The 13680-nt window shown below is 50.8% G+C and carries 13 protein-coding genes; 3 read left to right on the top strand and 10 right to left on the bottom strand.

The features are described 5' to 3' along the window. Positions 1 to 271 precede the first annotated feature (271 nt). The 6 genes from C557_RS0102035 to rlmN form a co-directional block, all read right to left on the bottom strand. Complete coding sequence (locus C557_RS0102035) at positions 272 to 895, bottom strand: alpha/beta hydrolase (protein WP_018750151.1); 624 nt, start codon at positions 893 to 895, stop codon at positions 272 to 274. Then, entirely contained in the window at positions 892 to 1842 is a 951-nt protein-coding gene (locus tag C557_RS0102040; RefSeq protein ID WP_018750152.1) for a ring-cleaving dioxygenase, read from the bottom strand. The genes C557_RS0102035 and C557_RS0102040 overlap by 4 nt, the downstream gene beginning before the upstream one ends. Before the next feature lie 84 nt (positions 1843 to 1926). After that, on the bottom strand, positions 1927 to 2559 hold the full coding sequence (locus tag C557_RS0102045; protein ID WP_018750153.1) for a nitroreductase family protein: 633 nt from the start codon (positions 2557 to 2559) through the stop codon (positions 1927 to 1929). Between the two features lie 145 nt (positions 2560 to 2704). Beyond that, positions 2705 to 3154: a MarR family winged helix-turn-helix transcriptional regulator gene (locus C557_RS0102050; protein WP_018750154.1), complete on the bottom strand. Its 450-nt coding sequence runs from the start codon at positions 3152 to 3154 to the stop codon at positions 2705 to 2707. Positions 3155 to 3251: 97 nt separating this feature from the next. After that, positions 3252 to 3968: a copper homeostasis protein CutC gene (locus C557_RS0102055; protein ID WP_018750155.1), complete on the bottom strand. Its 717-nt coding sequence runs from the start codon at positions 3966 to 3968 to the stop codon at positions 3252 to 3254. 43 nt (positions 3969 to 4011) lie between these two features. Next, positions 4012 to 5064: a dual-specificity RNA methyltransferase RlmN gene (rlmN, locus tag C557_RS0102060; protein ID WP_018750156.1), complete on the bottom strand. Its 1053-nt coding sequence runs from the start codon at positions 5062 to 5064 to the stop codon at positions 4012 to 4014. A 702-nt stretch (positions 5065 to 5766) separates the two neighbouring features. On the opposite strand from rlmN, the gene C557_RS0102070 reads away from it, so the two are divergent. After that, complete coding sequence (locus C557_RS0102070; protein ID WP_018750158.1) at positions 5767 to 6918, top strand: MGDG synthase family glycosyltransferase; 1152 nt, start codon at positions 5767 to 5769, stop codon at positions 6916 to 6918. A gap of 165 nt (positions 6919 to 7083) precedes the next feature. Next, positions 7084 to 7620 (top strand): phosphatase PAP2 family protein, encoded by a 537-nt coding sequence (locus tag C557_RS0102075; RefSeq protein WP_018750159.1) that lies wholly within the window; start codon positions 7084 to 7086, stop codon positions 7618 to 7620. A gap of 147 nt (positions 7621 to 7767) precedes the next feature. Here the strand turns inward: C557_RS0102075 and C557_RS0102080 are convergent, their stop codons facing one another. The 4 genes from C557_RS0102080 to C557_RS0102095 form a co-directional block, all read right to left on the bottom strand. Next, positions 7768 to 9462, bottom strand: a complete 1695-nt coding sequence (locus C557_RS0102080; protein WP_018750160.1) for a methyl-accepting chemotaxis protein — start codon at positions 9460 to 9462, stop codon at positions 7768 to 7770. Positions 9463 to 9635: 173 nt separating this feature from the next. Further along, a complete protein-coding gene (locus C557_RS0102085; RefSeq protein WP_018750161.1) occupies positions 9636 to 9914 on the bottom strand; it encodes a hypothetical protein in 279 nt (92 codons plus the stop codon). Beyond that, positions 9915 to 10550, bottom strand: coding sequence for a class I SAM-dependent methyltransferase (locus C557_RS0102090; protein WP_018750162.1), 636 nt, complete (start codon positions 10548 to 10550; stop codon positions 9915 to 9917). 117 nt (positions 10551 to 10667) lie between these two features. Further along, positions 10668 to 12320, bottom strand: coding sequence for a bifunctional metallophosphatase/5'-nucleotidase (locus C557_RS0102095; protein WP_018750163.1), 1653 nt, complete (start codon positions 12318 to 12320; stop codon positions 10668 to 10670). A 201-nt stretch (positions 12321 to 12521) separates the two neighbouring features. Here C557_RS0102095 and C557_RS0102100 point away from each other — a divergent pair, with 201 nt between their 5' ends. Then, on the top strand, positions 12522 to 13517 hold the full coding sequence (locus C557_RS0102100; protein WP_420805383.1) for a phosphate/phosphite/phosphonate ABC transporter substrate-binding protein: 996 nt from the start codon (positions 12522 to 12524) through the stop codon (positions 13515 to 13517). The last annotated feature ends 163 nt before the right edge of the window (positions 13518 to 13680 follow it).

The following is a 13680-nucleotide window of genomic DNA, read 5'->3' on the forward strand; positions in this document are numbered from 1 at the left end:
TTCTTTTTTTGGCTCAAAACCCAAATCAGTGCTTGTCATTTGGACAATGAGGTGCTGCGGGTTCGTAGAGTTCTTCCGATCGCTTCCCCTCGTGGATTTTCCTGATTCAATAAATTCTTATAAGGTTGAAATCCATTCGCAAAGGCGACCAAGCGTAGGCTTTCGATGTAGCTTTCTTTCAGAAAGCTTTAAGTTTCTCCAGAATCCCTACGACCCTCCGCTCTAGATATCCCTGTTGGGGCAAGCACTGATTTTTAGATTGAGCCCTTTTTCATTGAAAATTTCGTTCAAACCAATTTGCCGCAGCCTGGACTTCTGTCTCGGTCAGTTGGTGACCATACGGTTCCCAGTGTACCTCCACCCGGGCACCTGCGGCACTTAACAATTGATCCAGCTCCGCGGTCTCTTCAGGAGAGCAAATTCTGTCCTGGCGCCCCGCGCCGATAAATACAGGGACTTCCTTCAATTCCGGCAACTCCACCCCACGCCTAGGTACCTTGGGATGATGCAGACTGGCTCCACGCAAAGTCCCCGGGTGATGAAACAACAGACTTGCCGCAATATTCGCTCCGTTGGAGTAGCCGATCGCCACGATTTGCTCGCGATCAAAGCCATATTTGGCTGCCGCCTGATCCAGAAAATCATGCAACTCCCGGGTGCGGAGCAACAAATCCTCTTCATCAAATGCTCCGGAGGGGAATCGCCGGAAGAAGCGGGGCATCCCGTTCTCAAGCACATTTCCTCTTACGCTAAGTATGGCCGATGAAGGAGCAATAAGCTCAGCCAACGGCAATAAGTCCCGTTCATCTCCACCCGTTCCGTGAAGCAACAGCAGTACCGGTCTATTTGAAATACTCCCTTCTCGTACTGCCGGCTTAAACAAGTGCTGCATCATGACAAGTCCTCCTTGAGCACCCGTACTTCAAACGGGTCCAGATTTTGCTCAATAGCTTGACGGCTCGGCTCATACCATGCAGGCAACATCAGCTTCTCGCCTAAATGCTCGGGTGCCTCATCATTGGCGAAGCCCGGCGGATTGGTAGCTATCTCAAACAATATTCCGCCCTCTTCGCGGAAATACAGGGCATGGAAATACTGCCGATCCACCACAGGCGTCGGCCGATAGCCATAATCAGCCACATGCTCTCGCCAAGCCTCATGCTCGGCAAAATCCTGGGCTCGCCAAGCGATATGGTGTACCGTTCCCGCACCCCCTGCACCATAATCCATCGGTTTAACATTAATATCGATGATATTCCCAAGCTCGCCTCCGGCCTTGAAGCGGACATAAGCTTCATCCTCAGCAAGCTTGTTCATGCCCAGCACCGTCTCCAGCAAATGCGCTGTCTTCTCCGGCGCGGCGCTGTACAGAACGGCACCGCCGAAGCCCTTGATTGCCTGGTCGGCAGGCACGCCGCCGAAGCTCCAAGTGCTGAGTGGTCCGGCATCGCGCTCAACAAGTTCAAGCTGCAAGCCATCACGGTCCCTGAAATGCAGGTAGGCTTCTCCTAGCCGCACCACTTCCGTTGTCGAGATGCCAAATTTTTGCAGTCGATGCCGCCAAAAATCCATGCTAACTGTAGGAATAACGTAGGTTGTAGTACCTACCTGACCGGCTCCTACCCGGCCACGACGTGCCCCACGTGATGGAAAAAACGTGATGATGGTCCCTGGACTCCCGGACTCGTCACCAAAATAAAGATGGTACACCTCGGGAGCATCAAAATTTATTGTCTTTTTCACTAATCGTAACCCGAGCACTCCAGCATAAAAATCTACGTTAGCCTGAGGGTCGGTAGCAAACGCCGTAATATGGTGGATTCCGGAAGTTGGTCGTACCATCTGTATTCCTCCTTTTAGAGGTTGTTCAACAAGTCGTCTTCCTAGACATAAACCCGACTTGTTGAACACGCACTTTTTATATATTCAGAAGCGGTTATAGCTGACAAACTCACCAACCGGCTTACGGTAACCTCGTGATCTCGGACTGGAATTGTCTTCCTTGCCAATAACAATCATCATCGCCGGGATGTAGTTATTCGGTACATGCAGCAGTTGACACATCGCCTCAGCATCAAAGCCGATCATCGGACAAGTATCCCAGCCCCTGTCCTTGGCAATCAGCATCATCTGCATAGCCGACAGACTGGCACTGCGTATGGCTTCCTCCCGCATAAATTCCTTTCCCCGACTCTCATAGAATTCGATTGTATCCGTAACCAGTGCATCGTATTCCTGCTTGCTGAGAATGCCCAAATTCAACAGTCCTTCATTCATCGTTGCCACGTCCTTATGGGCATCCAGCTTGCCTAACACCAAAATGACAGCTGAAGCTGTATGAACCTTATATTGCTTGTTAGCAACCTTATATATCCGCTCCTTCATGCCAGGGTCCTTAATAACAACATAGTGGGTGTGCTGCAAGTTGAAGGCTGACGGAGCAAATTTAGTTAAATTAAAGATTTCATTTAGTTCCTGATCTTCAATTTCTACACCGGTTATAAATTTATTCGCCGAGCGACGGGATTTAACAATAGCCGTAAAGTCATGTTCATTCATGTTCTGATTCCTCCCAGGATATGTGCTGATAAGCCTACAGTCGTATAAACTCTTCAATTATATTAAATATGAAGAATCTTAAAATTAAGATATTATTCATAAATAACGCTGCCTAAATCATCTTCATTTATGTGAGCTGGTCGGGCTATTTATAGCCTGCCTGAGCGGATTTACCCAGCTTCTTCAACAAAGCTGCAGCAAGCTCCCTCTCCTCCACGGAAAGTCCACTAACCGCCTGCTCGATGACTTCGGTATGCTGCGGAAAAATCTCTTCTATAAATTTTCTGCCCTTCTCCGTAATCTCAGCATAGACCAAACGCCGGTCCTCTGCGCAGAATTGTCGGGTTACAAACTGCTTCTTCTCCAGCTTGTCGACAATATATGTAATATTACCACTACTCATCAATACCCTGTTGCCAATCTGCTGAATCGGTTGACGTCCTCTATGGTAGAGCAGCTCCAGCACGCCGAACTCGGTCCGGGTTAATCCATATTTGCGAATTGCTTGATCGCTATGGGCATGAATCCACTGGCTGGCTCGGGACAATACAACAAACAGCTGGAGCGCATCATTCTTGTCTCGATTGCCACTCATTTTTAGCTCACCTCCGTGAACATTAGATGTCTCAATTTGATTTATCTTGATATTAAGATAATATAAAATCAGACGACTGTCAAGCCGCCATTTAAATCTAGTAAAGTTTCAAGCAATTAGACAATGCACTCAGCCGATCCGGATCGACAGGAGACAAGCCTTTTCCCCCAAAACGGACATCCGAACCGAAATGAACTTCCGTGACCATGGTATCTGAAATGAAGCGTTCCACCGTTTCCAGGGTCAGACCATAGCCCCCCAGGATAACAAGTGAGCTATCGTGGGCCAGCTCCACCAGTTGCCTGATCTCAGAAGTTGCTTGCGGAGCAGGCAAAGGCCCGCCTGAGGTGAGCACCCGATTCACTTGGGGATGCTTTAACAGCGTATGCAGACCTTCCGGGAGATCCCTCAACTCGTCAAAGGCACGGTGAAATGTCACATTCATGCCTCCTGATGCTGCCAATATTCTGGCCAAGGCAACCTCATCGATCTGGCGTTCTTCCGTTAAAGCCCCAAACACAATACCTGCTGCACCTGCATCTTCAACCGCGCGCGCCTCTTCCTCCATGGTCTGGATATCTGCTTCACTATACACAAAGGAGCGACTATGCGGCCGCACCATGACATGAACGGGAATATTTACTGACTTTAGGACTTGGCGCACCAGGCCGATGCCCGGAGTCAGACCGCCCTCCGTCATGGCAGTAACCAACTCCAGCCGATCCGCTCCGTTCGCCTCGGCTATGATCGCATCCTCTGCACAGGTTGCAATGACCTCCAAAATCATGCCTTCACTCCGCTTCTTCAGAATCATTTCCCCCTCTTGCTTGTTAGGCCTCTCCTTTAGTTAAACTTATCTATCTGCTAAGCTGCTTGCTCCGTAATTGGCCGCAAGCCGCATCGATGTCGGCGCCATGCTCCAGCCGTACACTGACGCTAAGTCCCTGCTTCTTCAGCACATCGTAGAAGGCCAACACCGAACCATGCTCACTCCGCTGATATTGCCCATGTTCATCCACCGGATTATAAGGAATCAGGTTAACGTTGACGAAGCGTTCGCCAAGCAGCTCTGCCAGTTCAAGGGCTTGTTCCGTGCCATCATTAACATCCTTGAGCAGAATGTACTCAATCGTCAAGCGGCGCCGCGTCTTACTCAAATAATAATCAATAGCTGCCATCAGCTTCTCCAACGGGATGGCCCGGTTGATCTTCATGATCCGGGTACGCAGCTCATTGTTGGGAGCATGGAGCGATATCGCCAGGTTCACTTGCAGGTCCGAATCCGCGAACTCTACAATTTTATCCGCCAGTCCACTGGTCGATACCGTGATATGGCGTGGTCCGATAGCCAATCCCTTGGGGTCCTGAATCACACGCAGGAAGTCCGTGACATGATCATAGTTGTCAAAAGGCTCACCAATGCCCATAACGACAATATGAGTGACCCGCTCGTCTTTCCCTTGACGATCCAAATGCAACTGCACCTTCATTACCTGCTCTACAATCTCACCGCTAGTCAGATCCCGACTCTTTTTCAAAAGCCCACTGGCGCAAAAGCTGCAGCCTATATTGCAGCCAACCTGCGTCGTTACGCAAACGGACAAGCCAAACTTGTGCCGCATCAGCACTGTTTCGATGAGGTTACCGTCCTGTAGCCGGAACAGAAACTTAATCGTCCCATCCACCGACTCCTGCCGGACATGCTCCCCTAACGTTTCAACAGCAAAATGCTCCTCCACTAAACGGAGACAGTCGGAGTGAACCTCGTCCATGTCTTCGAACGTTGTGAGCCGTTTACGGTACAGGCTTTCCCACAGAAGCTCGGCCCGCCCTTTTCTATGTCCATGAGCCAGCAGCCATGCAGCAAGCTGATCCCTGGTTAAACCATAAATTGATTGTTGTGTATTCATGCAAGTCCTCTTTCTAGCCTATCTTGAATTTATCCTTTCATTATACAGAACCTGATTACCCGATGGCTACAGGTAAAAAAGCGCACTCATAGTTCGTCAAATCTTGCCCGCTGCCAGCGGCGCCTGAGGTTGCTTCTTCCATGATGCGCGATCCCGCTCATTTAGATAACTGGATACCCGTGGTACATGTAGGAAATCCCCAGCAGCAGAACGCCAAAGCAGAAATAAGCCATGATTTTGCTGCCAAGCGTGAGTAAGGACAAGTCGTGCAGGCAGCATTTTCCACGTCGAGAATTACGTCAGGCCGGCCTCCGCTCTATGACGGTATTTTTCGTATCGCCGCTGGAGCCTTTGATTTTCGCGAATATGCTCTTCGGCCCGAGCCTCTCCTTGAACTCCTTCATTTCATCCTCCGCTACAGCTGTAGTGCCTACTTGCGCATGATGTTATTTTCCATTATAACGGTTTATGTAGGATATGTCGGGATCGAAAAGAGTTTTGCTTCATCCCCTCTCATTGGCAGCCGCTTTACACCACGCTAACAATAGGGCCGCATTCGTTGAAACGGAGATAACAATAAGACTCTAAAGTAATAGGTATGAATCCTGCATATACTGATAAAGGTTGTTCAAACTATTTTAAATTCACACTAATTGCGGTGAACGTGTTTTTATCTATGGATGGAAAGGCGGGCAACCCAATATGGAGCATCAGGCACATATTGTCATTCTCACTGCCGGATATGGCAACGGTCACATTCAGGTAGCGCGTACGCTGGAGCAATCCTTATACCGCTATGGTGCAGGATTGGTCAGTATCATCGATCTATATCAAGAAGCTCATCCGGGCATGAACTCACTGTCCCGGCATTTATATTTATACAGTCCGTACTTTTCAGCCTATGGCTTGGATTATTACGGATGGAGCTACTATGCCACCCGCAATCTGGAGCAGACCAACGCACTCGCCAAATGGGGCAACATGCTTGGCATGAAGAAGCTGATAAACATTCTTAAGGAGCAACGGCCAGATGCGATTATCAGCACCTTTCCGTTTGGTGGTATCTCCGCTCACTTGAAGAAGCACGGCATTCACGTGCCGCTATTCACCGTTGTGACCGATTTCAGTCTGCACAACCGCTGGCTTTTCACTGAAGCCGACCGCTTCTACGTGGCTACCGAGGACTTGAAACGAGACATGGTGCGTCGCGGTGTACGCCCGGAGGCTATTACGGTCAGCGGCATTCCGGTCCGGGAGCCGTTCTACGAGCGAACGCCTGTCTCGTCGCTTCCTGTATCACAGCCGATGGGACAGGAGCAGATCCGTTCCGTCCTGGTCATGATGGGAGCTCACATTCCCCTGCCGGATATCCAGCTTATAATCCGCAACCTTTTGGCGATGCCAGATGTGCAGGTCGATGTCATCTGTGGTGGCAATGACAAGTTGAGACGGCGGCTGGAGCGTCGCTTCGGGAACGATGAGCGGCTGCGGCTATTCGGTTATGTGGAAGCTGTTCATGACCGCATGCGTCAGGCTTCGTGCATCATCACCAAGGCCGGGGGCATCACTCTCTCCGAGGCGATTCAAATTCGCACGCCCATCATCATCTATAAACCTTTTTCCGGGCAGGAACGGGAGAACGCACGCTATCTGGAACGCAGGGGAGCAGCCGTCATCGCTTCATCCTCCCGCCGTCTAGGGGAACAAGTACAAGAGATTCTCTGTTCCACCGTGAAGAGAGAGCAAATGCTAAGACAATATGATGCGCTGGCGGCCGGTCATGCCACCGACATTATCGTGCATGAGGTTCTGCGGCTGACGGGTCAATGGACAATACTTGCCGATAGCCGATAGGCAGCAAGATGATATCGGTCGATCGTAAGAACATCTCTCGCCTGCTTCAGCTTCATAGCCTAAATCATTTGTTCGACTGATATAAGCGTGTCTATTGCTTAATGTACCTATGGAGGCACGCTAGGCCTCCCGCTAATCTCAAAGCATGGGAGTGACGTGGTAAACATGAGACACCGTTATTATGTCAGGCTGCGTGAATATGATAACCGGTTGTTCTTCTGGTGCAATCATTCACTAAGCCACCCTCTACTGGACCGTGTTCTGAAAGCACTGACCCATTTGGGCAGTGCAGCGTTCACGGTCCCATTCACCATCTCGGTCATTCTGTTCGCCAACGGCATCTGGCAATGGGCCGGTTGGCTCAGCTTGTCTTCTTTGATCATCAGCCATCTGCTGGCCGTACTGATCAAGAGAAGATTCCAGCGTGTCCGCCCTTATCATGCCCTAGCCCAAGCGAAGATTTCGATCCTCCCGCTCAAAGACTATTCCTTCCCTTCCGGGCACACCACCGCCGCCTTCTCTACGTTGATTCCCTTTCTCTTCGCGGCTCCTTCTCTCGCTCAAGTTCTCCTGCCATTGGCTTGCATGGTCGGCTTGTCACGCATTTATCTGGGCGTTCATTATCCCTCCGACGTGCTGGCCGGAGCCTTGGTCGGGACGTTAACTGCCTTCTTGCTTGTGCTCGGTACAGGAATAGCCTGAGGCCGAACAGCTGCAGTGTTCAGCGAAACCGCCAGCCCAAGGCACGCCGAACGCAGTATGACCCGTCTGCGACTGCTTCCAGAGCAGCCGCAGACGGGTCATGTCGTTCACGATGATAAGTTGTTCAATTGATTTATACGTGACTTACTATGCCTGAATCTTAAATTTGCTGAGTACCTGCTGCAACTCGGTGGATACTTGCGACAACGAAACGCAAGAAGCATTGATCTCGGCAATCGAAGCTAGCTGATTGGAAGAGGCTCCGGTCACCTCTTGCGAAGCATCTCCCGCAGCACGGGCAATATCCGCAATCACCTGTACGGATGCCGTCACTTCCTGAATTCCTGCTGACATTTGCTCGACTGTAGCTGCAAGCTGCTCGATTCGCTCAGCAATCTGCCCGCTTGAAGCAGCGATCCCCGCAAAGCTACGATCCGTCTCCCGTGTCAAGGACAATCCGACTTCCACCTCCCGGATCACCTCGTCCATCGCCGCCAGCGATTCCTTGATATCCGAGTCAATCTCGTTCATCACTTCAGCGATTCGGCCTGATGAAGCCTCCGATTGCTCGGCCAGCTTGCGTACCTCTGAGGCTACGACCGCAAATCCCCGGCCTTCCTCACCAGCACGAGCCGCTTCGATTGAGGCATTTAGTGCAAGCAAGTTCGTCTGACGAGAAATTCCCTGAATAATCCCTATCATCTGAGCGATCTCCTGAGATTTGTCATTCAAGAGACGAACCAGCGAGCCGCTGACCTGCACGGAGCGATCGATGGAATCCATCTGCTCCACGGTACGACGGACTTGATTCCCGCCACCCTCGGCATGTTGTCTGGATTGCCCGGCCAGTTCCGCGGCATCAGCGGCATGCTCGGCAATTTGCTGGATGCCAACCGCAATCTCCTCCATCGCCCGGGCGTTCTCGGCCATGCTTTGCGTTTGATCCTCAGCCCCGGCGGCTACCTGCTCAATGGAAGCCGCAATTCGTGCCGAATCCGTCGTGGCCTGCTCTGCCACATGCTGCAATGCCCTAGCTTCCCCAGCCATTTTGTCCGAGGTTAGCTGGCCCTGCCGCACAAGCTGCTGCAAGCTGGCGCCCATTTGGTTGTAGCCAGCACTAAGACGTCCGATCTCGTCCTGGGCCGGATCATGAACTACCGTAGTGAAATCGCCAGCCCCGGCTTTACCCATAGCTTCCGTAATGCGGCCCAGTCGCTTGCTAATTCGCCGCATATAAGCGAGCACAATTGCCACTGATAGCACCACCGCAATCAGCCCTACCACGGTGTTATATTTAACAAATGCAGCTTGAATGATCTCGATTTGCTCCTGTGAGGCCCCTACATAGAGAATGCCGATAACTTCGCCATTATCTGCTTTAAGTGGTTCATATGCCGCTTGATACGAACGGCCCAGCACCTCGGCTTCCCCGTAATAGCTGTTGCCTTGCTTCAAAACAACCTCGGCAACCTGATCGGATACCTTTGTTCCGACCACCCGCTCACCTTCTGCCAAAATGTTAGTCGACACCCGGGTATCCCCCCGGAATATAGTGACCGTATCCTCAGTCATTTCCCCAATCTCGTCCACCAGCTCAAAGTTGCCACTGATTTCGACATCGCCTTTGTAGAGGCTCTCCCCCTCTACATGCCAGCTTCCCGGGTACTTACTATCCACATACCTGCTAGTCAGCTGGACATCACTTTTGGCCTTGGCAGTAGCAAACGTTTTAATCCCGCTCTCCATCTGCCACTTCGCCACCAGCCCCACGCTACCGGCGACCAGAAGTACGATAATAATTACTATAAGACTTATTTTAGTACCGATGCTACGTATTTGCACATGGTTGTCCCCCTAACTAGTATGTTCCCATCATAAAGCCCAGCCTTGCAAATTTGTAGCAAAAGAAAGCCCAGCGCCCCCAATATTTAGGGCGCTGAACCAGTTTTATTTATCGTAAATTTCTGCGGTTATTGAGTTAGGGTAACTTCCATGCTCGTGATCCTTCTCCAGCATTAATCGGCGTAGCCGGCCAGGCCCTTTTCAATTAAAAAATCCATCTCCAAATCAAGAATAGTATCGACCGTCAGCTCATCCAGCTGGATATCCGGGCGACTAAGCACATAGTCCACCAGTTCATCCCCATCGATGTCCACCTCGCCCTTGGCCTTCTGATGAGCCTGGTCAATAAAGTCCGTCTCATGCTTCAACACCAGCCGAATATTCTCGACAGTAGTCTTGACGTGTCCAGCAATATACTGAACCAATTCCTGCTCATTCACAGAATCACTCATTTAAATTCCTTCCTTCTCATCAGGTTCTATCCGATAGAAATATATTTTCGTACGGTACAGGTCACTGCAGGTGATCTCATGAGCAGCCCGCCAGCCCGGAAGCGCAAAGCAAATACTTACCACCCATGTGCCAGGCTCAAGCCCGGCACGCAAAATCGGGTCAAGTCGTTTCATCGCCCCGGAATACAAATAGCAGACGACCACCGCTGCATCCTTATAGGAGTATCCATAGATATCGCTGCGATCAAACTGCACATTCCGAACAGCACTCAGGCGGGCTGCCAGACGAGAAAAGAGCCACGGAATGATGGAGTTCTCCAGGCCGATAATCTGCCGCTTCGGGAAGGCACGGGCAAGGTCCAGCGCCAACGACCCCCAGCCCGATCCCGATTCGACAATCGTTCCATGCTCCACAGCAGCATCAAGCTCCCTGGAGATGCCATTGGCTGTGTCAGGAGCACTGGTCCGCAGCAGCTTTCGCAGCTCCCTTACGGCTGCCCGGCGTACCACTGCCGGGCTAGGCATCGGGGAGATGCCATTACGCCAGCTTCGGTACACAATGGATAGTGCCGCCAGCAAGGCAACCCCCAAAACTACGATGGAAATCGCCGGACTTATGGTACCATTCGAACTCATCACAGCGCGCTCCCTCTTCCTTGTCTTTAATAAGCTGAATTTGTGTTTGCTTGTTCTGTCTATTCTTGAATTCAACTTATGTAAGTGTTGGCCTTGCCTTGGTTATGCTTTGCTATCTTAACAGATCACACCCACACCTTGCACGGTGACCCGCCAATTTTGATCGCAACTCGCAGCAATCGTTCCGGTTCGAGCGATATATTCGGCTACTAATTCTGCCATATCCTGTTGAATTTCCCGAATAATCGGCTTGCCCCGGTACATTTCATAATCTCCGCCTCCGCCCGCCCGGTAGTTATTCATAACGACATCCACTTCCGTCTCATCCGGCAGCGGGGTACCATGATAGTTCAGCTTGACCACCCGCTCCCCGGCAGGTCGATCTACCGCAAGCTCGTATTCAATGCCTTCCCACATATCGTAGTTATAATGTTGAGGCTTGGGCTGTATATAGTCGGGATTAATAGCTACCTTATTGGAATCATCAACCACAAAGTAACCGGCCGTCTGCTCCAGCGCCATTCGAATATCCCTTCCCGTTAAACGGAGGACGGTTAGCGTATTGGGGTACATAAAGTTCGTAAGAACATCCCGCATCGTTATACTGCCCTGGAAGCCACCCGATTGCTCACTAAGCAACGCAGTATTGGATATATCTACCCCGGCCGCCTCCATCTGTACCCGGTTCACGAACTCAATGAACGGATGATCAGCCAACCGACATTCAAAAGCACTGGAAATGCTCATATCCCCATTTACGCAACCGATAGGCTGATCCAGCCAGGCTTGCGTCTCCGCCTCGACAGGGGCAATCCATTCAAGCACCTGCTCATCAGCCGGAATATCCGCATCCGGAACAAGAAGCTCCGCCGTTTTCCCTGCGATCCTCCAGCCGTCTTGATGATGCTGAAACCGGACTACAAGCTTGCCTAGAGCTTGTCCGTTATAGCCAGGTTGAAGAATCGTTACGCCTTCAATCTCGCCCGCAATCCGGCGATGCTGATGGCCGGTGATCAGGATATCAATACCCGGCACTTCCCGGCAAATGGCCGATCCCTGATTCTCCCCAGTCAGGCGTTCGCTAGGCTCCCCGGTGTCCAGATCGCATTCAAATCCGCCATGGTAGCTCACAATCAGCAAATCCGGCCGCTCCTCGTCGCGAATACGGGGAACCCACGCCTTCACGGTCTCCAACACATCCCGAAATGTCCAATCGGCAATGTGCCTAGGGTTTTCCCAGTTAGGAATATAATGCGTAGTCACTCCCAGTACAGCTATCCGGATGCCTTCCTCTGTTGTCTGCAGAATATAAGGCTTGCCAAAAGCCGGCTCTCCACTCTCCGCTTCAACAATTCCCGCTGATAGCCACGGGAACCGGGACTGCTCAACTGCCCGACGCAGCACTTCCGCACCATAATTGAACTCGTGGTTGCCTGGCACAGCGGCGTCATAACCAAGTTTATTCATCACTTCAATGGCCGGATGCATCTCATCCTTCCGGTATTTGACAAAATAGGAGCACAGCGGCGTCCCCTGCAACGAATCCCCATTGTCCAGCAACAGCAGTCCGGGATACCGCTGGCGTTCGCGCCGGATGAGGGTAGCCAGCTTGGCCAGCCCCCATGGCTGTTCCTCTGACGTCCGATAGTCAGTGGGGTAGATCGAACCGTGAATATCACTAGTTACTAGAATCTGATAGATCAGCTCTGCGGAATTCACCTTATTGGTTAATGCCACCATCGAATCATTCATAGATTTGTTTTCTGTCATCGGCTTAGCCCACCTTTATATCCGGGATAGATGTACTATCCCATTCTATCAAGACTGGTTTATATTTATGTAAAAATTACTATAATTGCAAATTTAACAAAAGGCTGTGTTATTTCTGACGGAATGATAACAAAAGTCTTTTATAGTATTCACATAATCTACATATAACCTAAAAAGTGGAGGTCATTTGAATTGAAGAAGATTACGAAGTTGATTCTACCTTTATTTCTGATTTTTTCCTTTGTTCTGGGAGCTTGTGGGAACACCGCTCCGGCCAACAATGGCGGGAATACATCTAAAGAAAGCGGACAAACCAACGCCGCCACAACAAATAGCAACAAGACCGCTGACGAGCAACCTGCCGATACAGGCTATGTTCCAGAAACCTTGACCGTTCAATTCGTCCCTTCACAAAATGCCGACACGCTGGAAGCCAAGGCCAAGCCGCTGGAAAAGCTGCTGACAGACCGTCTGGGCGTTCCTGTAAAGGTTAGCGTATCCACCGATTATAACACGATTATTGAGGCTATGGCCTCCAAGCAAGTGGACGTGGGCTTCTTGCCTCCTACCGCTTATGTGCTGGCCAAGGATAAGGGCGCTGCCGAGGTTATTTTACAAGCCCAGCGGTATGGCGTTCAGGATGAGACAGGCGCTCCTACGGATGAACTGGTTGATTTCTACAAGGCGATGATCATCGTCAAGAAAGATTCTAAGATTCAATCTATTGAAGATTTGAAGGGCAAAAAAATCGCCTACCAAAATGTAACTTCTTCTGCCGGTTACGTATGGCCTGCCGGTGCGCTACTCGCTGCCGGACTGGATCCGCTAGCCGATGTCGAGGCCATTACGGTCAAGGGACATGACCAAGGCGTTATCGCCGTGTTGAACGGCGATGTCGATGCCGCTGCGATATTCCAAGATGCACGTAACACCGTAAAAGCGGATTACCCTTCGGTATTTGAAGATACCCGGGTCCTGACGTATACCGAGCCTATTCCTAACGATACGATTTCCGTCCGCTCTGACATGAGCGCCGAGTGGGTGCAGAAGTTGAAGGATGCCTTCATTGATATCGGCAAGGATGAAGAAGGTCACCAAATCATTTCCGATATCTATACCCACGAAGGATATGTGGAATCGAGCGACAGTGCCTTTGATACGGTTCGTGAGTATAACGAAAAGGTAAGAACGGAGTAGTTCAGGGACATCCTGTCTCACACAATCATTCAACCCTCGTTAATTCCTAAGTTTATGCCGCGAAGATCAATAGAGGGCGGCGAATAGACGATGCCGGCCAGTCGGAGTGCCCCCGCGCTCGTGGCTGGCTGTGTGTTCTTGTCAGATTATTTTCTAATAGTGC

Source organism: Paenibacillus sanguinis 2301083 = DSM 16941, assembly GCF_000374825.1.
Taxonomy (GTDB): Bacteria; Bacillota; Bacilli; order Paenibacillales; family Paenibacillaceae; genus Fontibacillus; species Fontibacillus sanguinis.